General features: G+C 40.8%; 34 protein-coding genes and 2 pseudogenes. 11 read left to right on the forward strand and 25 right to left on the reverse strand.

The features are described 5' to 3' along the window. Window positions 1–287: 287 nt before the first annotated feature. Both MUO15_RS08605 and MUO15_RS08610 read right to left on the reverse strand, forming a co-directional pair. On the reverse strand, window positions 288–740 hold the full coding sequence (locus MUO15_RS08605; protein WP_245035145.1) for a GNAT family N-acetyltransferase: 453 nt from the start codon (window positions 738–740) through the stop codon (window positions 288–290). Window positions 741–974: 234 nt separating this feature from the next. Beyond that, entirely contained in the window at window positions 975–1,091 is a 117-nt protein-coding gene (locus tag MUO15_RS08610; protein ID WP_245035146.1) for a YjcZ family sporulation protein, read from the reverse strand. A 207-nt stretch (window positions 1,092–1,298) separates the two neighbouring features. Here MUO15_RS08610 and MUO15_RS08615 point away from each other — a divergent pair, with 207 nt between their 5' ends. Then, on the forward strand, window positions 1,299–1,496 hold the full coding sequence (locus tag MUO15_RS08615; protein ID WP_245035147.1) for a YjcZ family sporulation protein: 198 nt from the start codon (window positions 1,299–1,301) through the stop codon (window positions 1,494–1,496). 733 nt (window positions 1,497–2,229) lie between these two features. Here MUO15_RS08615 and MUO15_RS08620 read toward each other — a convergent pair. Continuing rightward, window positions 2,230–3,141, reverse strand: a complete 912-nt coding sequence (locus MUO15_RS08620) for an IS3 family transposase (RefSeq protein ID WP_245030908.1) — start codon at window positions 3,139–3,141, stop codon at window positions 2,230–2,232. After that, window positions 3,141–3,446 carry a transposase gene (locus MUO15_RS08625; RefSeq protein WP_245029473.1) on the reverse strand — a complete coding sequence of 102 codons (306 nt, stop codon included), beginning with the start codon at window positions 3,444–3,446 and terminating at the stop codon, window positions 3,141–3,143. The genes MUO15_RS08620 and MUO15_RS08625 overlap by 1 nt, the downstream gene beginning before the upstream one ends. Window positions 3,447–3,901: 455 nt before the next feature. Here MUO15_RS08625 and MUO15_RS08630 point away from each other — a divergent pair, with 455 nt between their 5' ends. Further along, window positions 3,902–4,060, forward strand: a complete 159-nt coding sequence (locus MUO15_RS08630; protein WP_245035148.1) for a YjcZ family sporulation protein — start codon at window positions 3,902–3,904, stop codon at window positions 4,058–4,060. A 241-nt stretch (window positions 4,061–4,301) separates the two neighbouring features. Beyond that, window positions 4,302–5,006 carry a class I SAM-dependent methyltransferase gene (locus tag MUO15_RS08635; protein WP_245035149.1) on the forward strand — a complete coding sequence of 235 codons (705 nt, stop codon included), beginning with the start codon at window positions 4,302–4,304 and terminating at the stop codon, window positions 5,004–5,006. A gap of 59 nt (window positions 5,007–5,065) precedes the next feature. Here MUO15_RS08635 and MUO15_RS08640 read toward each other — a convergent pair whose 3' ends face one another. Continuing rightward, entirely contained in the window at window positions 5,066–5,782 is a 717-nt protein-coding gene (locus MUO15_RS08640) for a DUF2268 domain-containing putative Zn-dependent protease (RefSeq protein ID WP_245035150.1), read from the reverse strand. A 317-nt stretch (window positions 5,783–6,099) separates the two neighbouring features. Between MUO15_RS08640 and MUO15_RS08645 the strand changes: the two genes are divergently transcribed. After that, a complete protein-coding gene (locus MUO15_RS08645) occupies window positions 6,100–6,387 on the forward strand; it encodes a hypothetical protein (RefSeq protein ID WP_245035151.1) in 288 nt (95 codons plus the stop codon). Window positions 6,388–6,532: 145 nt separating this feature from the next. On the opposite strand, the gene MUO15_RS08650 is transcribed toward MUO15_RS08645, so the two are convergent. Beyond that, on the reverse strand, window positions 6,533–6,904 hold the full coding sequence (locus tag MUO15_RS08650; RefSeq protein WP_245035152.1) for a hypothetical protein: 372 nt from the start codon (window positions 6,902–6,904) through the stop codon (window positions 6,533–6,535). Between the two features lie 245 nt (window positions 6,905–7,149). Here MUO15_RS08650 and MUO15_RS08655 point away from each other — a divergent pair, with 245 nt between their 5' ends. Next, window positions 7,150–7,260 (forward strand): YjcZ family sporulation protein, encoded by a 111-nt coding sequence (locus MUO15_RS08655; RefSeq protein WP_245035153.1) that lies wholly within the window; start codon window positions 7,150–7,152, stop codon window positions 7,258–7,260. A gap of 320 nt (window positions 7,261–7,580) precedes the next feature. Here MUO15_RS08655 and MUO15_RS08660 read toward each other — a convergent pair whose 3' ends face one another. Further along, complete coding sequence (locus tag MUO15_RS08660; RefSeq protein WP_245035154.1) at window positions 7,581–7,952, reverse strand: CBO0543 family protein; 372 nt, start codon at window positions 7,950–7,952, stop codon at window positions 7,581–7,583. A gap of 403 nt (window positions 7,953–8,355) precedes the next feature. Between MUO15_RS08660 and MUO15_RS08665 the strand changes: the two genes are divergently transcribed. From MUO15_RS08665 to MUO15_RS08675, 3 genes are all read left to right on the forward strand, one after another. Continuing rightward, window positions 8,356–8,826 carry a hypothetical protein gene (locus MUO15_RS08665; RefSeq protein WP_245035155.1) on the forward strand — a complete coding sequence of 157 codons (471 nt, stop codon included), beginning with the start codon at window positions 8,356–8,358 and terminating at the stop codon, window positions 8,824–8,826. Window positions 8,827–8,871: 45 nt separating this feature from the next. Continuing rightward, window positions 8,872–9,438, forward strand: a complete 567-nt coding sequence (locus tag MUO15_RS08670; RefSeq protein ID WP_245035156.1) for a CBO0543 family protein — start codon at window positions 8,872–8,874, stop codon at window positions 9,436–9,438. A 199-nt stretch (window positions 9,439–9,637) separates the two neighbouring features. Then, window positions 9,638–9,952, forward strand: a complete 315-nt coding sequence (locus tag MUO15_RS08675; protein WP_245035157.1) for a hypothetical protein — start codon at window positions 9,638–9,640, stop codon at window positions 9,950–9,952. A 117-nt stretch (window positions 9,953–10,069) separates the two neighbouring features. Here MUO15_RS08675 and MUO15_RS08680 read toward each other — a convergent pair whose 3' ends face one another. The 4 genes from MUO15_RS08680 to MUO15_RS08695 form a co-directional block, all read right to left on the reverse strand. Next, on the reverse strand, window positions 10,070–11,137 hold the full coding sequence (locus tag MUO15_RS08680; RefSeq protein ID WP_245035158.1) for a C45 family autoproteolytic acyltransferase/hydrolase: 1,068 nt from the start codon (window positions 11,135–11,137) through the stop codon (window positions 10,070–10,072). 131 nt (window positions 11,138–11,268) lie between these two features. Then, window positions 11,269–12,006 carry an amino acid ABC transporter ATP-binding protein gene (locus MUO15_RS08685; protein WP_245035159.1) on the reverse strand — a complete coding sequence of 246 codons (738 nt, stop codon included), beginning with the start codon at window positions 12,004–12,006 and terminating at the stop codon, window positions 11,269–11,271. A gap of 11 nt (window positions 12,007–12,017) precedes the next feature. After that, the gene (locus MUO15_RS08690) at window positions 12,018–12,719 is read right to left on the reverse strand and encodes an amino acid ABC transporter permease (RefSeq protein ID WP_245035160.1); all 702 of its coding nucleotides are present in this window, start codon (window positions 12,717–12,719) and stop codon (window positions 12,018–12,020) included. Further along, on the reverse strand, window positions 12,703–13,518 hold the full coding sequence (locus MUO15_RS08695) for an amino acid ABC transporter substrate-binding protein (RefSeq protein ID WP_245035161.1): 816 nt from the start codon (window positions 13,516–13,518) through the stop codon (window positions 12,703–12,705). The genes MUO15_RS08690 and MUO15_RS08695 overlap by 17 nt, the downstream gene beginning before the upstream one ends. A gap of 351 nt (window positions 13,519–13,869) precedes the next feature. Here MUO15_RS08695 and MUO15_RS08700 point away from each other — a divergent pair, with 351 nt between their 5' ends. After that, window positions 13,870–13,980, forward strand: coding sequence for a YjcZ family sporulation protein (locus MUO15_RS08700; RefSeq protein ID WP_245035153.1), 111 nt, complete (start codon window positions 13,870–13,872; stop codon window positions 13,978–13,980). A 113-nt stretch (window positions 13,981–14,093) separates the two neighbouring features. Here MUO15_RS08700 and MUO15_RS08705 read toward each other — a convergent pair. Beyond that, window positions 14,094–15,469: pseudogene (locus MUO15_RS08705) on the reverse strand (Glu/Leu/Phe/Val family dehydrogenase). Window positions 15,470–15,766: 297 nt separating this feature from the next. Between MUO15_RS08705 and MUO15_RS08710 the strand changes: the two are divergent. Together MUO15_RS08710 and MUO15_RS08715 are read left to right on the forward strand one after the other, a co-directional pair. Beyond that, a complete protein-coding gene (locus MUO15_RS08710) occupies window positions 15,767–16,486 on the forward strand; it encodes a C39 family peptidase (protein WP_256464170.1) in 720 nt (239 codons plus the stop codon). Between the two features lie 176 nt (window positions 16,487–16,662). After that, complete coding sequence (locus MUO15_RS08715; protein ID WP_245035924.1) at window positions 16,663–17,724, forward strand: NAD(P)/FAD-dependent oxidoreductase; 1,062 nt, start codon at window positions 16,663–16,665, stop codon at window positions 17,722–17,724. 529 nt (window positions 17,725–18,253) lie between these two features. On the opposite strand, the gene gvpU is transcribed toward MUO15_RS08715, so the two are convergent. From gvpU to gvpT (MUO15_RS08785), 13 genes and pseudogenes are all read right to left on the reverse strand, one after another. Further along, window positions 18,254–18,658, reverse strand: a complete 405-nt coding sequence (gene gvpU, locus MUO15_RS08720; protein WP_245035162.1) for a gas vesicle accessory protein GvpU — start codon at window positions 18,656–18,658, stop codon at window positions 18,254–18,256. A 33-nt stretch (window positions 18,659–18,691) separates the two neighbouring features. Then, window positions 18,692–19,573, reverse strand: coding sequence for a YtxH domain-containing protein (gvpT, locus tag MUO15_RS08725; protein ID WP_245035163.1), 882 nt, complete (start codon window positions 19,571–19,573; stop codon window positions 18,692–18,694). Window positions 19,574–19,588: 15 nt separating this feature from the next. After that, the gene (gene gvpJ, locus MUO15_RS08730; RefSeq protein WP_245035164.1) at window positions 19,589–19,918 is read right to left on the reverse strand and encodes a gas vesicle protein; all 330 of its coding nucleotides are present in this window, start codon (window positions 19,916–19,918) and stop codon (window positions 19,589–19,591) included. A gap of 47 nt (window positions 19,919–19,965) precedes the next feature. Then, window positions 19,966–20,250 (reverse strand): gas vesicle protein K, encoded by a 285-nt coding sequence (locus tag MUO15_RS08735; protein ID WP_245035165.1) that lies wholly within the window; start codon window positions 20,248–20,250, stop codon window positions 19,966–19,968. Beyond that, complete coding sequence (locus MUO15_RS08740) at window positions 20,216–20,491, reverse strand: gas vesicle protein (protein ID WP_245035166.1); 276 nt, start codon at window positions 20,489–20,491, stop codon at window positions 20,216–20,218. The genes MUO15_RS08735 and MUO15_RS08740 overlap by 35 nt, the downstream gene beginning before the upstream one ends. 17 nt (window positions 20,492–20,508) lie before the next feature. Beyond that, a pseudogene (locus MUO15_RS22130) lies at window positions 20,509–21,314 on the reverse strand (GvpL/GvpF family gas vesicle protein). Window positions 21,315–21,320: 6 nt separating this feature from the next. Further along, window positions 21,321–21,581 (reverse strand): gas vesicle protein GvpG, encoded by a 261-nt coding sequence (locus tag MUO15_RS08755; protein ID WP_245035168.1) that lies wholly within the window; start codon window positions 21,579–21,581, stop codon window positions 21,321–21,323. Beyond that, entirely contained in the window at window positions 21,581–22,348 is a 768-nt protein-coding gene (locus MUO15_RS08760; RefSeq protein WP_245035169.1) for a GvpL/GvpF family gas vesicle protein, read from the reverse strand. The genes MUO15_RS08755 and MUO15_RS08760 overlap by 1 nt, the downstream gene beginning before the upstream one ends. Window positions 22,349–22,374: 26 nt before the next feature. Continuing rightward, entirely contained in the window at window positions 22,375–23,286 is a 912-nt protein-coding gene (gene gvpN, locus MUO15_RS08765; RefSeq protein ID WP_245035170.1) for a gas vesicle protein GvpN, read from the reverse strand. A gap of 24 nt (window positions 23,287–23,310) precedes the next feature. Further along, a complete protein-coding gene (gvpO, locus tag MUO15_RS08770; protein ID WP_245035171.1) occupies window positions 23,311–23,571 on the reverse strand; it encodes a gas vesicle protein GvpO in 261 nt (86 codons plus the stop codon). A 232-nt stretch (window positions 23,572–23,803) separates the two neighbouring features. Then, complete coding sequence (gene gvpJ, locus MUO15_RS08775; protein ID WP_079526327.1) at window positions 23,804–24,064, reverse strand: gas vesicle protein GvpJ; 261 nt, start codon at window positions 24,062–24,064, stop codon at window positions 23,804–23,806. Between the two features lie 32 nt (window positions 24,065–24,096). Next, on the reverse strand, window positions 24,097–24,555 hold the full coding sequence (gene gvpQ, locus MUO15_RS08780) for a gas vesicle protein GvpQ (RefSeq protein WP_245035172.1): 459 nt from the start codon (window positions 24,553–24,555) through the stop codon (window positions 24,097–24,099). Between the two features lie 39 nt (window positions 24,556–24,594). Next, the gene (gene gvpT, locus MUO15_RS08785) at window positions 24,595–25,101 is read right to left on the reverse strand and encodes a YtxH domain-containing protein (protein WP_245035173.1); all 507 of its coding nucleotides are present in this window, start codon (window positions 25,099–25,101) and stop codon (window positions 24,595–24,597) included. Window positions 25,102–25,116: the final 15 nt, after the last annotated feature.

Genomic DNA, 25,116 nt, shown 5'->3' on the forward strand with positions numbered 1-25,116 from the left:
TGTCTTCAGATCAAGAGCCTTAAAAATTTAAATCTTAACTGAAAAAATACTGTAGTGCATTGGAATCCTAAAATTTTGCGGTGGTGTTTTAGAATAAAATACCTCTGCACCGTTTCTCCAAGTGAGCGTGCACCGCATCCCCCCTTTTCTTGCAGTCCTTTAAAAGGCTTTGCGGGCATTATAATAGGTTAAGAAGTCACCCCACCTTCAACTGTAAACAGGGTGGCTTCTATTTCTATAAACTTACCTGAAGATGCACATTAACAAATGTTTTTTTCCAGTATTAGCTAACTGGAATCACCATCCAACTTTAATTCCATCAGTGTGGAAACTTCCTGAAACCCAAGTTTTTGATAAAGATGTTTTACATGGTTTCCCGAAAATACGTTCAATTGAATTTTTTTGTATCCTTCATCTTTTAAGTGTCTCACTACTTCTTTACATAACTTTTCTGCTACTCCTTGATTGCGGTACTGTGGAAGAACGTAAATTTCTGGAATAAACATGACCATTTCATCAGTATAGTAGTCAGTTGTCCTTCCTACACCAATCCATCCTTGGATCACATTATTATGACAGTCAACAAGGTAATATCCACCGTCTAATAAAAATGGGGCCACCATTTGCTGTACCTTATCCGGTACTGGGTCAACATACCCCATGGTCGCTTCCTTTAATACTTCCAGAGAATGTCCAAGTATCTTTTGTGTTTCACTATAAGTAGCCTTTCTAATTGACATCTACCTTTCCCTCCTTTGCTGACAGATATGCTAATGAAGTTTATTTGACTAAGGAATATTATAAATTTTCGGGAGTAATTCCCCTTCTCATAACGGCAGCTTCGGACGTGGTTTAATTTATTCATAAGAACCCAAAAAAGGGTGTTGAAAAACACCACAGGCTGTCGAAGGATTCGACAGCCTGTTATGGTACCGCTATTCTACAGTTCGGGTAAACACCAAGTTTTAGTTGTCTTAGTAGACACCACCAACAAAAGCAGTCCCTACGATAATGAGTAGGATAAATAAAACTACAATAAAGGCAAATCCTCCACCGGCACCATAGCCAACACCTTCGACTTCTGCACTCATTACAACACCTCCATATCCATTTGTTCCTACTGTATGTATGTCAGGTAATTCCGACATGGACAATGTCCCAATTTTTACATATGTGGGCGCAACCTTTAGTATGATTCGATGTTTATTAAGAATTAGGTTAGAAGACGGGACATTCGCACTGACAGGATCCAGTTAAAAACATAAATTATTATGAATAATACTAAAGGAGGAATGAACATGGGTTTTTACGGTAATGGATTTGGCGGATACGGTGGCTATGGCAATAACGTAGGAGGATTAGGCGGTGGTTTTGGTGCTCCTTGGTGTCCAAAGCCTGTAGTTAAACCGGCTGTTGCACCTCGTGGTAATGGATTTGCGCTAATTGTCGTACTATTCATATTACTAATTATCATCGGTGGGGCTGCATGCGCATAATCGTTTTTAATCTTGAAAACCGAACACCTTAACATCGAAACTGACAATAAGGTCGGGTAATATATGAAAATGAGGATCCATTACAAGGATCCTCATTTTTTATTTAGGCTGTTTGAATCAATTTCATAATTTAGGTCCCATGTGCCCCATTGGATTCAAGACGTAAGAAAGAAAGCACCTCCCCAAGTTTAGTCAAGTTTTTGAAATCATTGTTATTAGGTGAAGGGTAGTAATCTGGAAGACTCAGTCTCGAGATATGTTTCCGTTGCCTTGGATGAAGAGGGAGGTCCGGGAAATCAGTCGCTTTCCGTGAGCATGCGCTGAGCCTCCTGACTCCGTCCCCGAGGTTTCACCTGTCATGTTCATCCCACAGGAGATTCCTATGGAAAAGACGGGCCAGTCGAGAGCGAGCATATTTCCCTCTGCAATCCTCATATACAAAAAAACAACAATCTTTACTAAAAGAGCCTTTATTTAGAACATTTGTTTAAGCTTTATTGCAAAGTGCATTAAGTTCGCATCCTTACCCATTCTACCCGGATGATTGACAAAAGGTCTAATCCGATCTAAAAATATCTGATCACATCTTTTATTTGGACCAAATTGGAGATCTGTCAATATAGTGGACATTCATAGACCGGTATTTGAACCATTCTTTTTCTTCCGCGCGTCCTCTTTCGAGACGCTTGGATGCCTCCGCCTAAAGGAAAGAATCAAAAACCAATTCATTCCTTTAGGCAGAGGACATTTGGTTCTTTTTGAGCTTTTTATCATGGTTCATTTTATAGCTCTTTTCTTTTTCTAACGGAGTTAAATAGTCCAATGTAGAATGGATTCGTTTTTGGTTATAAAAATTGATGTAAAACTGAATGGCTAGTTTGGCTTCTGCTTTTGTCTCATAAACATGTTTGTACAGGTATTCTTTTTTCAGAGAGGCAAAGAAACTCTCTGCACATGCATTGTCGTAGGGGTTTCCCTTCCGACTCATACTTATGGTCGCTCCTGCCTCCTTAAGTGTATCTAAATAAGCCTTAGAACAGTACTGAGAGCCACGATCTGAATGGTGAATCCAACCCGACTTAGGGTTACGAATGGCCAAAGCCTTTTCTAAAGCTTTTAAGCACAGGGTGTGATCCATATGATCGTCTAACTGATAACTTATGATCCGTCGGGAAGCAAGATCAATAACAGGATTCAGATATAAAAAGCCTTCTCCTGTGTGAATATAAGTAATATCAGTAGCCCAAACCTGGTCTGGGGCCTCTGGAAGAAAGTCACGGTTTAAATGGTTTGAGTGAATGGTTTCATCGTGATCAGAGTCTGTCGTATTGATGAACTTTTTAGGTGGTGTGGCATAAAGGTCCAGTTCTCTCATTCGATTCGTCACTTTCTTTTGAGAAACCTCCACCTGATCCACTTCTCGAAGCATAAAGTGGATGCGAGGGCTGCCGTAACACCCATAATTATCATGATAATGGAAGAGGATCCGTTCATCGATATAACGGTTCCAAGCCTCTCTTTCCGTTTCTTCTCTGTCCAGACGATTCAAATAATCATAATAACCAGATTTAGACACACCAAGAACTTGGCACATCCTCGAAATGGTGTGTTCGTGTCGGTGTTCATGAATGAACTTGAACTTCACTACTTTTCCTGATTGAAGATGTGCATGGCCTTTTTTAAAATGTCGACTTCCTCCTGGAGCTCTACGTTACTTTTTTTCTCTTTTTCATACATTTCCTTGTACTCAGAGGCGGTCAACAGTTGATTCTGTGCTTCTTTTTCTTCCTTCTTTTTTTGGTCACGATACTCCGTCTTCCATCTTTTAAGGTTACCGTAGGGAATATCGAGTTTCTGACTAAGGTCCGTCATTTTGTGTCCGTCCAATTCCATTAACTTCACAACATAAAGCTTAAACTCAGGGTCATAATTTCTGTACTTTTGGGTCAATGTGAACACGTCCTTTAATGCTTTGTGATGATTAAAACATGGTTCAATACTTGTGTCCACTTTTTATACTAACTCTAAAATCGACGGTAACAAAGGTCATGTTCCATGCAAATTGCATCCAGTTGATTTATAGGAGCACCCGGCCCATTGCACCCAGGTCCTCAGTATCGATAATCACGAAAACAAGCCATATAATTACTCCTTTTGCAATAATTTTTCTATCATTCTATGTATCGCTGGAATAAAGTGTTTAATATATATGACCACAATCCAAAAAATGTCGACAAAGTGTTCACGTTTAGACAAGGCTTCAGCAACAAAAATGCGGATGTTCCAAAAACTTAGGAGCGATACAAGTAAGGATCGTGAAGGTTAGGAACTAGGGTCATACGCACAGACAGGATAAAGTCGACTAACACAGGTTAAATAAGGAAGTCGAAGGGAGGAAAAATAATATGGGATACGGTGGTTATGGCTACGGCGGCGGATTTGGTCCCCCGTGGTGCCCAAAACCTGTTGTTGCCCCTAAGGTAGCACCTCGTAGTAATGGATTTGCTTTATTAGTTGTCCTATTCATTCTACTAATAATTGTGGGTGCAGCTGCATGTGCATAGTTTTTTTAAATCTTTACCAAGACTGGATTCATTAGCATCAAAGGAAACGATTAATGTGGAGAGGGAACCGCGTAATCCTCAGGTGACTTGGTAACCGAACCAAAAGTAATTTTTTAAAATCAAATATCACCTTTGGAATCTTTTATTCCATGGGACGAGTCCTAATCGTACCCTTATGTAACATTTAGCCCCCCCTCACATAGGTTAGGTGTGTGGTCAAAATTCTGTGTGGTGGTGGAGTATGATGAACAACCCCTATCTTGATTTGTTAGCTTATTTTGGAATCGGCGGGGCCCATCCGGGTGGGATTCAATTAACGAAGGATTTATTGAGTAATGAAAAGATCCTACCTAACCATTATGTGTTGGATATTGGTTGTGGAACAGGACAAACAGCTGAATTCTTAACCCAAACGTACGTCTGTAGAGTTACAGCCGTAGATAATCATCCCATTATTATTGAAAAAGCGAAAAAAAGGCTGGAAAACCGAACGGAGCTTGCGGATGTAGTGAAGGGAAATGCCCAGAATCTACCGTTTAGTGAAAACTCGTTCGACCTTGTCCTATCGGAATCCGTCGTTACATTTACCGATATTGACAAGACGTTATCGGAATTATTTAGAGTACTTAAACGTAATGGACACTTGATTATGATAGAAATGACAGCTGAAAGTCCTCTTTCAAAGTCATTACACAAAGAGGTCTGCAACCTGTATGGCATAACGGACGTTTTATCCGAGAAAGAATGGACAGAAAAGCTTCGGAAGGCTGGGTTTACCCATGTTGAAGTCATCAGTACACCGTCTGAACTAACCCAGACAGAAATTACGGATATCGCTCTCTCTGAAAATATAGGCGAGGAACTATATGACCTCTGGGATGAACACACTTCATTACTAGAGCAATCTAATATTCCCCTCGGATACCGGGTATTCCGCTGTAATTGAAACAGCTCCTGACCGATTCACCCTTTGGTCAGGAGCTGTTTTTTGATCCATTAAAAACATTACTTATATGGGAAGTTAGATCCTGCTATCAATTTTTCAGAAGACATTGTCAGCATATCCCTACTGTTGAAACACTCCTTACGCTTAATGAACGAATCAATAATTTGAAACCCTATATTATATCCAATCCATTTCGGAAGCTGTGCATTCCCCTTACCATATAAAAGGATTTGATGTTTATCGTTCCCTTTAGTATTTAAGATGGGAACAAATTGCTTTTCCCAGATGTTCCGGGCTTCTCCATACGTATATATTCTTGTCCAAGGGGCTAACCACTTTTTGCCGTACAATTCTTGAACGGCGCATTCCCCAAGCCCTTCCATAACCAAAGAGTCTTTTAGATAAAGATCTTCTGCCTCCACGTTTAGAAAGCTTAATCGACAGGCATGGTTATATTCATGAGCTAAAAGGGCTTTTATCTCTTCGCTTACTACATGAGGAGATAAAAATAAAAATAACGCTTCCTTGAATGCAACACCATTTTTGTGGGGCAATCCTTCATTGAATGGAAGATGCGCATATTTTATAGGGAATATAAAAATTGGAAGATCAGGTCCCTCCCATTCTTCTTTCAAGTGATTGAATTCTTTTTCTACGATCTCCCACATATTTAATTCTTCCATTTTATGAAGTGTAGGTGTAATATCATTCCATTCCTCGGGCTCAAACAATCCATATTTCAACAACAAGTAGTGTAACTCCTCAATGTTCATCATGGGAAATAAATCCTTAAACGGGTTGCATAAAATCTCGCAATGCCCAACATAATCCCCCTTTGAGGGGCCTTTACATTTTTCGACGTATTGACGCAGCCACGGTTGAGTTTCAATTAGCGGCAAGACACCTCCCCCTTTACTTGCATGTTTTCTTCATGTATATGCATAGTCAATCTGATTAGGAAGCGAATTAAACATTCTATGGGTCATTGTACGAATGATCTCAAAACTACGCAAAGGTCCATGCAATCCAGAATTAGTTTCATATTCTAATAATGCATACTTTTTATGTGAATCTGACGAAAAGGAGTGTACGTATGTCTTGCTCGCATATCTATAATCTCTGCTGCAGGTACGAAGGTAGAAAAGTAAGAATAGCAGGTCATGATGGAAGAAACCATGTAGGCCATATCACAAGAGTCGATAGAGACAGAGTCTGGCTTCGTCCTGAAGGAAACTGGGGTGCTTTTGGATACGGGGCCTTTGGTGGCTATGGCGGTTATGGCTATGGCGGCTATGGTTACGGTGGTTATGGCGGCTACGGCTACCCTATAGCTCTAGGTGCCATTGCTGGGATCGCTTTAGCCTCGGCTTTTTTCTGGTAGTAGGCTGATTATGTTATAAGGAAATTGAGGTTCCCTAAGTTAAGGGAACCTCTTTATTGTTGCCAGATAAATCCCCTCTTATAGGGGTGTGCCTCGAATTGAACTTTCCTCTACCCACACATTATCGTTTTTTGTAAGAAATCTTTTAAAACCCTGCTGATAATCCCGCAATGGCAGTCAGCGGCAGAAGAAAGCTTCCAATGCCACCATATCCATAGCCTCCTCCATAACCCCCGTATCCATAACCTGGGCCGTAGCCTGGACCATAGCCTCCGCCGTATCCGTAGCCCCACTGTCTGGAACTATTACCCGGGCGCTGGCTGGCTAACGTTACATGGACGTTCTCTACATCTACATGATCAATGTAAACGTTAAAAGAATCACCGCTGAAGGTTTTCATATGCACCTTTTGATTTTTGTGTTTTTGACAAAGTTTATACATCTGCTCAACATGTTTTTGATTATTGGGCATGTTACCCATATGACTTGCGTTCATTCCATGATGCATCTTTTCCATTCCCCCCGTAGTCTGATATCGTTTTTAACAAGCATTCTTTCACAGGTTATTCGTTTACAGGGCACGTGTGTAGGTTACAAGCGAAAAGGGGCAAATGCCCTATATTTGAGTTTTTTGTTTCACGATATCTATAGGTATCGAGTTTGTTTGTATGTCTATGCAAAAGCCTATTTTTATAAAAGTGGTGTATTGTACCTTCCGATAGACGATGTTTTAAATAGGATAACTGAAAAGGGGGTGTAATAATGAGTGGATATGCTGGTGGAGGATTCGCTTTGATTGTTGTCCTCTTCATCCTACTAATTATCGTTGGAGCCGGTGGTTTCGGCGGCGGCTTCGGTGGATATGGTTATTAGGTTTGAGTAGAAAAAGTTATTAAGATGACCCCTTAGGTCAAAGTACGTGCAAAAGCTGCATATTTCCTTGAGAGAGGGTATGCAGCTTTTTCCTTTTCATCGTTTATTTACATGAAGACTTGTTGTAATTCTGCGGCTTACCGTCAAAATTATGTGAGGACTTTAATGCTAACACAATCGCTCTAATGCCATTTCCACATAAAATGTAGTAACCAAACGAATAGATATACGTCCATTTGATATAAAGTACAAGCTCTGCCCAGACTGAAAAAGGTTCACCCATAAAGGCAAAAACATCAGCCATCAAGACTAAAGCCATACTATACGATTCCCAAGTATGAATATTGATATAACAACATAAAGGCAACTGGAATCATAGATACATCGAAAGCAAATGCCCTAGGAAAACCAGGGATTAATTCGGTAGGATACACCCAAAACTCCACTTCAGTAACGAAAATATCCAGTAATGTAGTGATAATAATGGCCAACAAACCAATTAATACGATTTCAAGGATTCTAGTCCTATCAATAAGTTTCGTCCATATGATCCAAGGCATGATTAAAAAAGCAACAAGCAACCACCAATTCCATGTGAAAAGTTCATATTCAATCCACTTTTCTTTATCAATCCTTAAGGTCTTTTGCTCTAATTCATGGATTCTCCAAAGAATTATAAATTTATCATTCATGGGATATCATGTCACCTCTTTGCTTCCTGTTACTTTTCGCTTACCGAACGTTGTTTTATACAAATGGAGCAACTTTTTTATGCGATTGTTAGCAAAGATAATCTGCGATTCATTAGGCAGTTCGCTACAACACGGATCACCAACATGAACTATCTGATCACCCAATATCCAGAAGTATTGAATAAAAAGATATGGAAATAATTGATGCTTACATAGCAAAATGAACAAGTATGGTTACCTGCTCAATCAGTTGCCTTTATTTTGTTATCTCAGCGGAAGTGAGCAGAAACTGGCCTCCAACTATTAGAAATACACAAAGAGGAATTAGATGGATAATAAAGGTGTTACACGTATCCCGGAGACTCCTTATGTCTAAACTAGTAAATAGATAGGAGAAATCATCATGAGAGGATATCAATCCCCCTGGGCCGCCTTACTTTGGTCATTTGCATTGCCAGGATTTGGGCAACTATATAACCGTGATTATTTTATTGCTCTCGTATTAATAACACTGGAGCTTAGTGTGAACTTTTTATCCAATCTTAATTTGTCCCTTTTACATACGTTTCATGGGGATCTCGTACGTGCCCATGATGTGGTTAATTTCGAGCACGGACTGTTTTATCCATCTATATGGGGATTTTCGATGTGGCAGGCTTTTAACAAGGCCAAGAGAATGAATGGCGAACACTCTAAGGTTTACCTGACTGGATTGATATTTGGACTGGTAGCAGGAATGAATATTGGTCTATTTACACAGCCAATTCTTATCACGCCCGTATATAGCGGGCTTGCAATCGGAGCGGTTGGAGGCATGATCGGATATATTTCGGAAAAAGTAATCCTTCGCTATCGGCATAAAAAGTTAGGGTAGCTTGAGTCTTAATCATATAAAATGAACACAATAGGAGATTAGAGGGTGGGAAAAATTGAAAGTGTAGAAAACGGGGTTGAAACCTATGAACAGTTTCATCAGTTGCACGAACAATATGCCCAAATCTGGTTAGACGAAACCTTTCTGCATTGGGATTGGTGGGTTGCGATAATATTATCGGTCAGTACTTGGAGCTTTTGGTTCCTCTTTTATAGAAAAAAAGAGAGCACAGATCGTCTCCTTTATGCTGGTATTGCCGCCACTCTTATTTCACTCTGCTTTGATTACATAGGGACTTCGCTGGGGCTCTGGTATTATTCTGGAAAATTAACCCCTTCTTTCCCTGCCTGGTTTCCATTCAATTTTTGTTTATTGCCAGTGACCATTATGTTTCTTATTCAGACAAAACCCCATATTGCTCCTTGGAAGAAAGGGATATTTTACGGCTTGGCAACTTCTTTTATCGGAGAACCTCTTTTCGTTTGGGCAGGTTATTATGTAATGACGGGATGGGAATACATCTACTCCGTTCCTATATATACCCTTGTCTATCTTTTTTGCCACTGGTTGACCAGAAGAGAATCATTTGAAAGTCTCGATGCAGATAGCTAATTCCTCCCGGTAAGTTTATTAGGGAAAACGGATTGAATAATATGGAAATGAAAAATAAAAGTTTCATTTTAACCCCCACGAAATCATTTATTCGATTTTGCGGGGGTTTCCCTTGTAATATTGAATGTTGTAGGGGGTATAAGGAAATGGAGGAAGTATATTCCTTGATAGTTCAAACTGGTTAAGGGAGAGTATGTTTATGGGACCATACAGTAGGAAGAAAGAAAGTGATTTAAATGAAGGTGAACATTACAACTTTCAATATAGGGGTAATCATGCTGCTGACATTACACTCATCCCTTTAGAAGATATGAGCAAGCTTTACACTTTTGGCATAAAAATGACCGATAAGACGATCCCTGAAGAATTTCAAGGATTAATTATGTGTAATAACCGGGAGAAATGTGAAAAATTACAGTTGAACATTCCCCCTGATTTTCCAACCAAGCTTGCGGCTTTACGAGAGGCTATAACAATGGCTACCCGGATCTCGATTATCTATAGTAAGGAGTAGTAAAGGCTTTAACTAGAACCATCGGAAAGAGCACGCTCCTTTCATTTATATGAGCGTGCTCTTTCCTTTTTTATCACTCCCGGCTATTTTTTTCACTTGACTGCGTTTCAGTTCCTTCTACTTTCTGCCTGTCCAATAGGCCCCTTCATCCATATGAACAAAGGGAATATCTGTATCCACTTCACCCGTAATCCGTTCCAACTCCACATCTTCGCCACGCAGCCATTTTGCAAAATTAAATTCGACAGGCTCTGCACCTCCGCCGAGCGCGAACCAGGTCTTCATTTCTCTTGGCAAGTAACCAGATGTATGAATCGTTCCTGCCCAATTGCTGTACTGTTTGGAGAATACCCCTTTATCTGTATCGTTCATTAGACGAAAGGCGTCGTGCGCTCCACCAAGCTCATCTCTGTGGTTATTGATTGCCTCCAGACGCTTCATCGAATCAACGAGATGGTTGCGGTTTTCTTTTGTCATGATTTCAAAATGATTGGTACATACGTTAGACTGACGTACCGCCACACCTCTTGGAGAGGCTTCGACAACATACGTTTGATTACTTTTGTCAAAAACGGTATAGCTGAACGAGTGACGGTGAGGAATGTCTTGCAGCATGGTGACCGCTTCTTCTACGTTCGCACATGATTCTAATACCATTCGCCCGATCGCACAGCAGATGAACCCGTCTCCCGGTTTTTTCCGGTGCATGAAATTGTAGCCAAGCGTCAATCCATGTTCATTCATGCCGTCCATCCGTCCGGTAATCCGCTGGGTTGGGCCAGCTATTGCATAACCAGTGTCGGTCGGTTGAAAGAAACTGTAGCGGCCTTCATAGGTTTTCGGCATATAATCATAATTACGAATCATATAGCCATCCCCTGTCATAATTGAACAGCCTGAACGCTTATAATCGACACGATAACCGCCAAATTCCATCATCACCTGCTCCATTGACCATTCTAAGGCGTCACGCAAGCCAACTAGCTCGTCCCATAATCCAGGGGAAAACCTTGTGATTGCCTCCTTCACCTCTATTTCTTCAACGATAAACCTCGGCTTCCTGACCTTCCACTGCTTTTCACGGTTTTTAACAGTTAAGGAGTTCTTGAGCAGTTCTCCTTGCTTATATCCGAAATCATAATGGGTACCTCGAAATTGTAATAGATTGCTGTGTACTTTCTTCAACTCTGATCCCTCTTCTGTTGTATGTCGTAATCGTATTCAGTTTAAGGGAATTGTCAGAGGTGGTAAAGTGATGTGAACTGTTCCAAAGCTACTGAATTCGTAAACTAAAAGGCATCTTTTTTAAGATGCCTTTACCGATTAATGAGATTTAGAAACTGTCTTGTTCGCTGTTCTTTTGGATGTCCAAATAAATCGATCGGTGCGCCCCGTTCGACGATGGCTCCTTCGTCCATAAAAATAACCTCATCTGCTACTTCTTTAGCAAAATTCATTTCATGGGTGACGACGACCATGGTCATCCCTTCATTTGCCAGCCCCCTCATCACACGCAAGACTTCACCGACAAGTTCAGGGTCAAGGGCAGACGTCGGCTCATCAAAGAGCATCACTTTTGGATCGATAGCCATCGCGCGTGCAATACCGACACGTTGCTGTTGGCCACCTGAAAGCTGGTAAGGGTAGACATTCACCTTTTCTTGTAGTCCTACCTTAGTAAGCAGTTCTGCAGCTTTATCACGCGCTCTTGCTTTATCAACTTTCTGTACAGTCACAGGCCCTTCCATAACGTTTTGTATGGCATTGAGGTGTGGGAAGAGATTATACGTTTGAAAAACCATGCCTGTTTGCTTGCGAAAATCACGAATTTGTTTTTTACTCACTTTTTTAGAAAAGTTAAGGGTTTGATTGTCGATTGTTACCGACCCGCTCTCGGGTTGTTCAAGTACATTTAAACACCGAAGCAATGTAGTTTTTCCAGAGCCAGAAGGCCCAACAATAACGATTACTTTTCCTTGCTGGACATGTAAACTAATGTCTTTCAGTACTTTGAGATCACCAAACTGTTTATTAATATGTTCCATAGATAACATAATGAATCTCCTTACGTTTTCACATACCGATTTAATCGATTTTCGATTTGATCTTGAATAAGTGACAGGATAAAGCAAATTACCCAATAGATGGCGGCCGCTTCAACATAAACGAGCAGCGGCTCATACGTTGTAGCGACGATTTCCTGTGCTTTTCTGAACATCTCGCTGACAAGGATCGTTGAAGCTAGTGATGTTTCTTTTACAAGGCCAATAAATGAGTTGGACAATGGCGGGATTGATACGCGTGTTGCTTGCGGCATGATCACACGTCGTAATGATTGGAAATAGGACATCCCTATCGATGAGGAAGCCTCCCATTGTCCTTTTTCAATCGATAAAATCGATGCCCGTATCGTCTCAGATGCATACGCTCCTGTATTTAATGACAGAGCAATCAGGGCACCAACAAAAGGATCGAACTTTAAGAACTCAATACCTAAGGACCCTAAACCAAAGAATACGATGAATAATTGCACGAGCAGCGGTGTACCGCGGATGATCGACACGTAGACACGGGCGATCCCGCTTAATACTTTAATTCCGGATATACGAAAAATAGCTGTCGTAATCGCTAGAACTAATCCAAGGAAAAAAGAGAATAATGATAACGGAATCGTGTAAATAAGAACTCCTTTCAACAAGGGAAGAAAGGAGTCTTTTAAGATTTCAATTGACTCTGGGCTCAGAAGTGTACTACTTAACTGAAACATCTTCGTTAAACCATTTTTTCGAGATTTCTTCTAGCGTTCCGTCTTCTTTCATGCTTTTCAATGCCTCGTTAACAGCATCTACAAGCTCCGGATTATTTTCACGGAACATCATGGCCGTTTCTGAGGCATCTTCCTCTTTATCCACGATTTCAACTGGTGCGCTTTCCCCTTGTTCATTCAAATAATCAAGAACTGACAGTCGATCATTGACGGTTGCATCGACACGGCCATTAGCAAGAAGCTGCATCGCTGGGTTAAATCCTTCCACACTCTCAACTTTTGCTCCATAGCTTTTAGCAATCGCTGAATAATTACTTGTTAACGATTGTGCTGATGTTTTACCCTCTAAATCTTCAAAGCTGCTGATTTCTTCACTGTTCTTATTCGTCACGAGCACAGCAGTAGTGTAGGTATAAGGGATAGAAAAGTTGTACTTCTTTTCACGATCTGGTTTAATCCCGACCTGGTTTGCGATCATGTCAAAACGTTCGCTGTTTAAACCGGCAAACATCGCGTCCCATTTCGTTTCTTTAAATTTCGCTTCAACGCCCATACGTTTTGCCACCTCACGAGCGACATCAACGTCATAACCCGTCAGTTCATCCTCGTCATTATGAAATGTGTAGGGAGCGTATGTTCCTTCTGTGCCTATCGTTAAGACACCTTCCTCTTTAATTTGATCATATAAAGATTGATCACTAGCCGCTTCATCTCCACTCGTATCTGACTCACTTGATCCACAAGCAGCTAAAATAAAAATAAATAAAGACACAACCATCCATCCAGCATATTTTTTCATTGCTTTTCCCTCCTCAAGATATTAATCCCTATTATTAAAGTCGGGTTAATTACCTTTAAAGATCATACAAGGTGAATCAAACCTCGTCAACAAAATAACTCACCATTAGTATGGGCTAACATTTTAAAAAAATCAGATTCAAATAAAAAACCTCTTGACTTCTATATTCAGAAGTCAAGAGGTTTATTCAGTACAGTTCACATAACTATAGATTAATTGTATGACATAACTACAACAGGAATCTTTCACTGAACAAATCCTTTATGTATAAGCCTATTCTTAGATGCCATGGTGTTTTGCCCTTCCACTACGCAACTCCTAACATATCTTATTTACGAAGGGGGTGTAATAATGAGTGGATATGCTGGTGGAGGATTTGCTTTGATTGTTGTCCTCTTCATCCTACTAATTATCGTTGGAGCTGGTGGCTTCGGCGGTGGTTTCGGTGGATATGGTTATTAAGTTTGAGTAGTTGAAATTCCACGTGTTAGATCCCGATAAAATAGTTATTCTTATAATGAAAAGGCTGACGGGAAGCTCTCGTCAGCCTTTTAGTGGATTAAATCTTTGTCATCTTAATACAATTTACCTTGTCGATACATAACGGTGGAAAGCTTCATAACAGAATGAATGTAGCAATTTTGACGAAGAGCGAAAGGATCGCCAAAGAATTGCGGCAAAATGGTATCCATCGTCTTCTTCATTTTATCAAAAAGCAAATCATATATTTCTTCTTCCTTATAAAATTGTGTCTCACGACCTTGAATCCATTCCAAATAAGAAACAATTACACCGCCCGCATTAGCAAGAATATCAGGAACGACGAGCACACCTTTATCACTTAGATATTCATCTGCTTCTTCCGTAATTGGAGCATTCGCCCCTTCAATAATCATTCGTGCTTTAATTTGTTCCATGTTATCTACATGAATTTGATCCTCAAGCGCAGCCAGCATGAGCACGTCAACATCCAGTTCTAATAAATCGTCTCGATTATAAATGGTCGCTTTTATATCCTCTCCAGCAAGGTTTTCCTCGGATGCAGGAAGGTCGCCGTCATGCTCCTTTGCATAGTGGATTAATGCTGGGATATCCAGACCGTCCGAATTATACAGCATCACATTATGATCACTGACGGCAACAATTTGATTTTGCAAATAATTACACTGATAGGCTTCTAAAGCTCCAACAGATCCCAAGTTTCCAAAGCCCTGGACTGCCATTGTAAGTTTTCGACCAGTATGGGCTAATGCCGTTTTCGCAAATATGTTATCTGTCTTTTTAAGCCATTGCTTATTGTCGCTTAAGAAGTTGTGCATCATATAACGGAAGGTAAAGTAAACTCCTTTACCCGTGGCTTCCCTACGTCCTAATGAGCCGCCATTGATAATGCTTTTCCCTGTAAAACTTCCTCTATACGGTTCTCCTGGATGGGTATTTTTGTACTCTGCCATCATCCAGTCCATTTCACGATCCCCCGTACCCACGTCAGGCGCAGGAATATCCTTATCTGGTCCGAGAATATCATTGTGATACTGGACATATTTTTTGCAAATTAAGTTTAACTCCTTAGGGGTGTATTCTTTCGGATTAATCACCACTCCCCCTTGCCGCCGCCAAATGGGACCTCATGCAGCGCATTCTTCAAGGTCATCAGTCTGGCAAGGTTTGAAACCTCCTCTTCATTAACTGACGGGTGGAAGCGGATCCCACCTTTATAGGGACCCAGCGTATTATTGTGCTGGATTCGAAAGGACGGAACCCTGATGATCGTTCCATTTTCTAAAGCAACCCTTAAAAATGACTTATGTATTTGGTTCGGTGTTGAAAGAATTGCTACGAGCGATTTAAAGGCTTGATCCCTCGTTTGTGCTTTTAAATCAGGCAGAAAATCTTCATCTTCAAGCAGTGCCTGTAACGATTGTTCAATGACGTTTGTTTTTTCACTCATCAAATTGAGCCTCCATTCTTTTTGACTAATTCCGTTTTAGGTCAATTATACTATAATATATTCCCGTATTTATGAATTTAAAACAAAAGAAATGGAATTACTAATCGGAGAGAACGAAAGCGAAAGTGAGAAAAGCAAAAAGTTCTTCTAGTTTTCCTCCTTCTATTTTGGTAATCTATAACATGCCAACGAAATTGCACGTGAGATCCATTTCTATAGAATTTATATGATTAATGATAGCAAGGAGCGATTACCATTCTTCTTAAATACCTGTCTATATTCCTGTTTCTGCTTACTATGATCTGTATTTACAGTCTTGTTTTTGTAAAATGGGGGGAATACAAAGAGATAGAGCAGGATAATTCCCTTGGGACACAAACGTCTGAACCATTAATAAAGCTAAGCCAAAAAGCAGTCCAAGATGAAAAAATAAAACCCGAATTTCCTCTCGATGTTCCGCTCCTCAATCAAATGGATCCACCTCGTCTTTATAACGGTTGCGAAGTGACCAGCATGGCGATGATCTTGAACTATTTTGATATAAATGTTACTAAAAATGAACTGGCCGCAAAAGTGGAGCGTGTGCCATTAACTTATGAAAATGGACGTAAAGGGAATCCTAATGAAGGATTTGTCGGCGATATGGAAAACGGCCCAGGCCTGTCGATTTATCATGGACCGCTGGCAGAAACAACTAGACATTACGTCGGTGACCGTTTAATTGACTTTTCAGGAAGTCACCCCGATAAGCTCTATCATTATCTCGATCAAGGACTGCCTGTATGGGTGATTGTTACTTCAACATTCGGGCCCGTCAACAGTTTTAAAGCGTGGAATACACCACAGGGGAAAATTGACGTCACATTTGATTTACATAGCGTAGTTTTAACTGGCTATGATAAAAATAACTTCTATATTAACAATCCATATGGGTACAAAAACCAAAAAGTAAACAAGAAACAATTTATTAAAGGCTGGAAACAATTAGGTAGCCAAGCGATTGTAATTACGCGATAAACTGACATTTTATTATAGTTTTCTTCTATTATTTTTGGTAATGTTTAAGTTAGAGACATCCGAAAGCGTTTTCGATGTCGTGTCTTTGAGCGTTTGAGTTTGAGTTAGACATCGGAATGAAGCCAAGCGAGATTTCTTGAGATATCAATTGATTTTTAAAAAGTGGGTGTTAAATGATGAAAAAGTTAGTTATATTGGGCGGCGGCTATGGCGGACTTAAAATATTAATGAACTTAATTTCAAATAATCTGCCTGACGATGTACATATCACCGTTATTGATCGAAATCCGTACCATTCCTTAAAGACAGAATTTTATACCATTGCGGCTGGTACTGTTGCTGACCGAGATGTAAGGATGGAATTTCCTTCAGATGACCAGGTCAATTACGTGTTTGGCGATATCGAGCATATCGACATTGACGAGCAGCAAATTTCCATAAAACAATCTAGCGAAGCGATTCCTTACGATTATTTAGTCCTCTCCCTTGGCTGTGAGGATAATTATCATGGCATTGAAGGGGTCGAAGAATTTACCGAAAGTGTTCAAACATTCGGCAAAGCACGTAGTACAGGTCTCGCAATCGGGAATTTAAGAGCCTATGGAAAAGTGACCATTGTCGGCGCTGGGTTGAGCGGCATCGAAGTGGCTTCAGAAGTAAGAGAAAGCAGACCAGACTTAAACATACGATTACTAGATCGCGGTGCATCTGTCCTGAAAGCGTTTGACTCAAAAATCCAGGAGTATGTGGAAGAATGGTTTGCCAAAAATGATGTAGAGGTTATTCACCACTCTAATGTTGAATATGTAGAAAAAGATGGGGTTTGTAACAATGGAGTTTGCTACCTCAATGACGTCACGGTTTGGACTGCTGGTGTCCGACCAAATTACTTGGTCCGTGAACTTCCCTTTGAAAAGGATGAACAAGAGAAAATCGTCTTGAACGATTATTATCAAGTTCCCACCCAAAAAAACGTCTATGTTGTAGGGGACTGCGCTTCCTCCTACCACTCTCCAAGTGCCCAGTTAGCGGGCCAGCAAGGTGAACAAATCGCCGAGATATTAGGATCTATTTTCAAAAATGAGGAGCCCATAAAACCAGAGGAAATTAAGCTCAAAGGTACACTCGGTTCACTTGGGAAGTCTGATGGATTCGGCAATATGATGAAGCAGCCTGTCACAGGTCGGCTGCCTCGTTTAGCGAAGTCCGGGGTGCTTTGGCTTAGTAAACGTCACTAAAAACGACTCTTTTTTCAAATTGCTAATGCAGCTTTTTATCAAGTGAAAATGTATGGAGAAACATCGTGGAGCGAGTGTTGATGCACCCGTTGAAGCAACTCTTCCCCGTATTTAGAACGGTTTTAAAATAAGTAACTATCTATCCTTGATCGGGATGGACGGTTACTTATTTGTTTCTTTAACGATAACTAGGACTAGTTTAGGGCCTTTAGGTAGAATCATCAGGGATTTGGGAAGAATCTTCTCAACTTTGGAGAGAATCATCGAGGGGCTGGGAAGAGTCTTCTCAACCTTGGAGAGAATCCCCGGGGGTTTGGGAAGAATCCTTTTGATTTTGGGTAGAATCTTTCTCAGGATATAGTGGCAGAATGATTTCCTCAAAAAATATTCACAACAGTTGATAAATCTTTAGAACAGCCTTCTCCCACTCAATCTGCCCCCATTTACTAAAGAAAGGAACGCACCATCGTCCAAAACTGGTACGTTCCTTAAGGATCGAAAAAGACCTCTCTCCTATTTTGCAAATTAATCATGCTTTTTTGTTACTGCTGTTTTTAGGTTCTGAGATCTTACCTAAAAAGAAACTGTCTACTTCACTTAATTTCCCTCTCCAGAGAATTTTCCCTTTTGAAGGTGTCGGTTTGCTGTCACCACAATAAACCAGTACATTCTTTAGATGAATAAAATAAGCTTCTCCGTCGCTACTGGACTGGGCAGATTCACCAGCTTGAGCAAGCTGAGCACTCAACTCCTGTGATAAGTCGCTGCCATCCTCAAATGATTCGCTTAAATTCTCGAAATATTCCTTAGCTGAAACCATTGTTCCGGAAACAACCGCACCATTAACAAGCAGCGAAATATCCAATTCAAATCCGTGCTTATTAGAGGCCTTCACAAAGAATTCCAGTATATTGTCTTTTGCCGCTTCACTCATAGTTATCTCTCCCTTATCGAATGACTCAGTTCCTTATGCGGAGGTATCATCATTACTTGTTAATGCTGTCTCTTCTTCCCCATCTACATTTTCTTTGTTGTCTTTTTTCTTCGCTTTTGACTTTTTGCTACTATTTGATTTTTTTGTACTTTTCTTCGCAGGATTATTTTTCACTTTGGCATCTTTACTTTCCTTTATGCCTTCATCTTTATCGATCTTCTTACTTTTGCCGGATGAACTAGTTTGCTTAGTAAGTTCTTCTTGCTCGTCGTCTCCTCCTCCCTCTTTCTCATCTTCTTGATCCTCTACACTATCTTCTTCCTTTTCCTCATCATCTTGATCCTCCATGCCTTCTCCTTCTTCATCGTCAACATTTTTATCTTCTTCCTCTGAACCATCAGTACTGCTCATTTCAAGGAATTTATCCATTTTTTCTTCTAGACTCTGTAGTCGCTCCCGGAGCATTTCGTTTTCTTCTTTTAGGTTCTCATAATCATTGTTCTCATCATCTTCGTCTTCACTTTCATTTTCCTCTTCTTTGCCTGTTTCACTCATTTCAGGTTCATTATCCACATCTTCTGCGATTTCAGAGTTATCCTCGTCCTCCTCAACAGAAACATCATCATCACGATCTTTTTTCAAAAATTTTGACGTGGAAGATTTCATGCTTTGAAAAGCTCGATTCGATTTTTCCATCCCTGAATCTTTAACACTAGTAAATGTGTTCTTAGCCATGTTACCAAGCTTCGAACTTTGACCCTTTACAGTCTCTTTGCTAACTTTACCTGTCAGCTTTTTCCTGTTTTTCGGGGTAGATAAATACCCAACAGTCGCCCCTACAATCCCGCCAGTGGCAGCCCGTCTTATTGGACCACTTTTTTTAACGTTTTTTGTATCTTGCGTTTGCTCAGCCATGATGGTCCCTCCGTTTTATTCTTTTTCAGTAGTAGTATTCCAGCGGTTCGTACCCATTTGGTTTTCCAGTGCATCGAGCCGTTCTTTTAACTCTTTATTTTCCTGTTCTAATGCCTGATTATCTTGTGATGCTTTTGAACTCAAATATGGGTCTGTTTCCCACCAATCCATCCCAATCTCTTTTGCCTTATCAACGGAAGAAACAATCAGACGGATTTTAATCGTTAAAAGCTCCACATCAGCAATTCCTACCCGTATATCACCTGCAATGACGACACCTTTATCTAAAACCTTTTCTAACACGTCGACAATCGTGCTGGATTGCATAGGTTGTTCAACTGCCATAACCTTGCGCCTCCCTTTTTAGTACTCTTTGCGTCCTCGAAGGCTTTTTAAAGTAGACTTCCTAACGGGCCAAGATCTATATTTAAATCTTCAGCATCAAGGCCAAAAACCTCTTTCAACTCTTCCATTTTTTCCTCTAAATTCATTAAGGCGACACCAAGATCCTCAACCTGTTCCTCCGTTAACGTGCCACCTTCAACACGCCTCATCGCATGACGTTCAACAATTTGCCGGAGAAGCTCGATGACGGTCATCACAAGCTGGGCAAGTCCTTGCTCTGCGTTATCAGGATCAAGGTTAATCCGTCCATTTGTTTGGTTGGCCGGTTGCATGGACTAATTCCTCCCTTTGTTTATCAAAATTGACCGATGATGCCTTTTCCACATTATTCTCATGGGATTGCACAAGCGTTTCCACAGATGCAATTAAAACTCGTAAATCCAAGTACACAAGGTCAACACCAGCAATGGAAATCACTAAATCTCCTTTAATTGCCACTCCTTTATCGAGAATGACGTCTAATATATCAATCAGCGATACCTCTTTGTTTTCAACCGATTCCCTAAGCGACATGTAACCATCCCCTTCACTTAAGAAAAATTGGAAAAGTGATAGGCTGGCCAAGGTCCCGAAGCTTCAATTCGCAAGCCTGAATCACCCAGTTCCGTTTCTTGAGATTTAACCTCTTCTAAAAAGGATCCGACTTTAGCTTGAGGGAGCAGATAGACACTATTCCAAGTCATATTTTCCTTCAAACCTGTGACATCTTTAGTCCAATTCTTCTTAACATCCGCATGAATGGAATATTCTTTTAGCTTTTCATGCACCTGATCACTTACACGGTTCTTTTCATTTTCAAGCTCAGATTCAATCAGATTATCAATCTTCTTCTTTTCAAAAAATTGTCGTCCTGTAGGTAACTCCTTAATTTCTTTTCTCTTCGCATCAATAGCAGCATTGTTTTGGCTGACTTGCTGCTTCAATTTATTGTCATCACAGTAGATCTTCAAATTCCATTCTTCATTGTCTTTTAACAATTTGAATGAGCTTGTTATCTTCTCCTCGCTGGATCCAATCGTTTCCTGTAAGCTGTTTTCATTTTTATAGATCGTACAGAATTTTAAGGGATTACCGTGTAGTTTTTATAAAGTGCTGTTAATGCCTCGTGGTGATGAAATGCTTTTTTCTGAAGCCACTCCAAGTCATTGTTAATTTTTTCTTCAATCGATTCTTCGGCATAGTCGTTTGGATCAAGTTCACAAACCACCGCGGTGATATCATTGATCGGGAGGGTGTATAAACTCCCTTCCCCATCAAACCCTCTCATCGGCGGTAAGGATTGTTTGTCTGCTTCTGCTGCTGGTATTAAACCATATAAATAGATCATGTTGTCCATTTTGATTCACTCACCCTTTTGCTTCGTCAACTCTTCCCACTGTTCCATTTCTTTGCGTTTAGCCACTTCGTACCTTTGTAAAAGCTCCTCTTCCTTCTCTTGATAAGCGTCTTCTGGAATTTCCTCTAGTTCATACATCATCTGCAGCTGAACTAGCTTTTGTTGAATGGTTGGCAGATCATATCGTTCCTTGTCGGCTTCCTCTTTCACCTTTTCACCGACTTTTTTGACCATATTCATTGGCCCGGTAACCAATTTATGCAGCATCACGTTTCCTCAACGCTCAATCGAATGTCGATGAAATTGTATGCCGGCCATGGACCCGTGTAGTTGAACTCGACCTTGTCCTTCCATTCCTCGTGCGCTTCATTTACCTTCTCGTCGAATGCTCCCTCTTGGTCGCGATCAACTAAAAAGGATGCATTGAGAAGCATCTTCTCTCCGATCGGATTATTTGCCTTGGCTGCTTCAGCCGTTTCCTCTAGTGGTGTATAAACGCCTGATTTAACTTCATCCTGCATGCTCGTAAATATCTTTTGGGCAGCGCCGCCTAGCTTGATACGATCATAATAACCAGCCGCTTCGGATTTACCGCGAACCGTTTGGGCCATTTCGTCCACCTCCGGATTATCATTCACTCTTGACTCCAGCCAGTCTTTTTTACCGACGACTTTTAAGCCAAGTTCAATTTTTCCTTTAATCTCGGGGAAAAGCTTTTCAAATTGCGGGTACAAGTTTTCAAGCAATACAGCTACATCTTCTTTTGAATGAAAAACATTTCCGAAACTAATCGGAATAACCGTATCGTTGTGAGACATCACGGTCGAAATGACATTCTGATGCATCATCAGGTTCTCACGGTTGGGATGATAAATTTTCATCGGAACTTCGGCTGCAACCATGGCCGCATCTTTATAATGGATTGTAAAGGTTTCCCTTTCTTCTCCCTCAAGATCAATCGTTCCAAATTGCTCCTCTTGATTCGTTTGAATGCCACAAAAAATATATATTCCTGTTTCATTTTGTTGGTCCATTGTTCTCTCTCCTTTAATTGCTTCCTTTATATCTGGCTACACTCATCGAGGATCAACTTCTCAGCCTCTTCTAAAGGACGGTCAGTATCTAGACAACGGCTTACTGTGTGGGATAGAAGATCGATGCACAATTGTTGGAATTCCTTGTCCCCGCCATCTATTGGAATGGCCTCTTTTGAAGACAGCCTTGCCATCATAAGCGAGGATCGTAAACTTGGACCACTGCTGTCAGCCTTCGTGCACTGCTCTCGTAAATTTGCTACAAGTGTCGTAATCGCCTTTGCTTCACCTTCCTCAATGCCTATTTTTTCAGAAACAATGTCCGCTTCCCGATCAGGATCCTGATCATCTACAGAAATCGTAATTAACCGGTCCAATAAGGCATCCTGTGTTTCATAAACCCCCGCGTATTCCGCCGGGTTACTCGTAAAAATAACCGAAAACTCCGGGTGTACACGAACGAAGGGTTCCGTTAATTTGGATCCGTATAAAGGAATGACGCCTTCTTCTAAAATGGAAAGAAAGAGGTTATTCGTCCTCGGGCGAGAGCGAGTAAACTCGTCATACACAAGCGTATATCCATGCTTAGCTGCCTCAAGCAACCGACCATCTCTCCACGTTTCTGTAACATTTTCATCCTTTTTATAAACAGACCGTACATATTGGTCGACAACTTTCTGACTCGTGTAGCCTGTAAAATCACCGATCAAATCCTTGTTATTCAGCTCATGATTCCCGTGCATCAACATGACTGGCCGCTTTCGTTTCTTAGCAAGTGCCAGAGCCAAGGAGGTCTTTCCTGCTCCGGCAGGTCCTGTGAAATGAACCGGATAACCCGCTTTTAAATACCTTAACGAACGAGCTAGCAGATCCTTCGTCTTGGCATCCTGTATCAGTGCCCTTGAATCATGATTGATCTTTTCCTTTAAGACAGTCATTCAGGTTTCCCTCCAGTCACCTCTTTAGCTTTCAATTTTACTCCGGTAACGGATATCTACTCTCTTAAATGAGGTGACTTCTTTGTCTTGATTGACTAGAACGTCGTACGTTCCAAGCATTTCGTCCTTTGCATACTTCTTCATATATTCCTTCTCTTCAATTACTTCTACCGTAACCCTCCAGCCTTCTTCCTCTGCCTTCTCAACAGATGTAATTTTATGAGGCGGGGCTACGTGTTCAGCAAAAAACTCATTTACATTTCGCATGATCTCTTTAATTTCCATAGTCTGTCCCCCACGTAGTTTATAGTAAAAGGGAAGGGACCCAGGATGGTAATGGGCACCCTCATTAACATTCTTTTAGGCTGTTTTCGTATAGATTGTTGCTATCTGGGTCCGCCGTTGATACACACTTCGCTTTCCTCGCATACGTCTTCGTGTGTATCAATGGCTCCCAGCTTCTGCTAAAGTTTATTGTTCTTTTAAAAACAACAATCCTTTATAAAACAGCCTCCTTCTAAATACTAAACTGGGCATTTCTTTCGTTCGGTTGGGCTGGGAGACCTTCTTCTTCAACGTCATCCCGGAGCAAGCCGACAGCTTCAGCGTAACGTAACCACGTATCAACACTGGCAATTACCACCCTTGCCTCAACCGTTAAAATTTCTATTCCTACAACAGAAACCCTTGCATACGCATCAATCACAATTCCTTTATCAAGAATACGGTCAATGACCTCAGCTAAACTTGAACTATCAGCAGTCTTTTGAACAGCCACTTTACATTCTCCTCTCAATTTAAGTTTAGTGGTCAGCCTATTTTTTTAATGTCGTTTACTGACTTCAAATCGGTTGATTTTTTCACTTCGGCTGAACCTTTAATATTGGTTGCATCTTTAATATCCGAAACGCTTTTAAGATTTTCGACACCTTTTACTTTGTCATCCTTATTGCTTGAAGAGATTTTCTTTTGAAACTCTTCCCCTGCTTCCTTAGCGTTACTAAGTTTGTCACGGACAGATAGCAAAACATCCTGGACCTTTTCTTTCGCATCGCCCGCTTTACCATGAACATTGTTCGCATTGTTCTCTTTCACTTCTGCCAATTTCTCAGAGGCATGATTTACCTTTGATTGAACCTTTTCTTCCACTTTTTGTGTTGCTTGATCTTGAAGTTTATCTTTAGCTTTCTCCTTCCATTCAGAAGGAGCTTTCTCTACTGCTTTTTTCGCCGCCTTAAAAGCGGCCTTTTTGACAGGTTTAGCGCTCATTAAATCCCCCCTTCCCAGGTGTTGAATGGGATTTGCCGACTATCCCTTAGCCTCAAGCAACGCATTTAATTTTTCTTCAATTCTCTGTAAGTTTTCGTTCAGGTTTTTATTCTCCTCTTTTAATTCCTTGTACTGCTCTGAATAGTCAGCCTTATTATTTTCCGCACTTGACGTCCTATCTTCTGTTATCTCTTTTTCTTGGCCTTGACCTAACAGCTTGCCTTCGTATTTATTCCAGTAACCTGTGGCAGTTTGCCGTAACGTGATCATCGCCTGTTCAGTAATGATTTCTTGTGCGGTTCTTCGGAGTTCCCTGCCTGCTCCTCTGACCACCTCAGACTGCCCAATACGCCCGGTTACTTTCTTCCCTGTATTAGGGCTTGCCAACAAGCCCACACTGGCTCCAACAACGCCGCCAATTAAAGCTAAGTTCATAGAGTTTTGAGTGTCAGATGATTGCTGCTGGTCATATTGTTTTTCGTCCCGCTCTTCCTGCACCCGATCATTCTGGGTGTTTTGTTGTTCGTTCTTTACTTGATCTGCCATAGGTTCACCTTCTTT

Origin of the sequence: Halobacillus amylolyticus, assembly GCF_022921115.1 — a bacterium.
Lineage (GTDB): Bacteria > Bacillota > Bacilli > Bacillales > Halobacillaceae > Halobacillus_A > Halobacillus_A amylolyticus.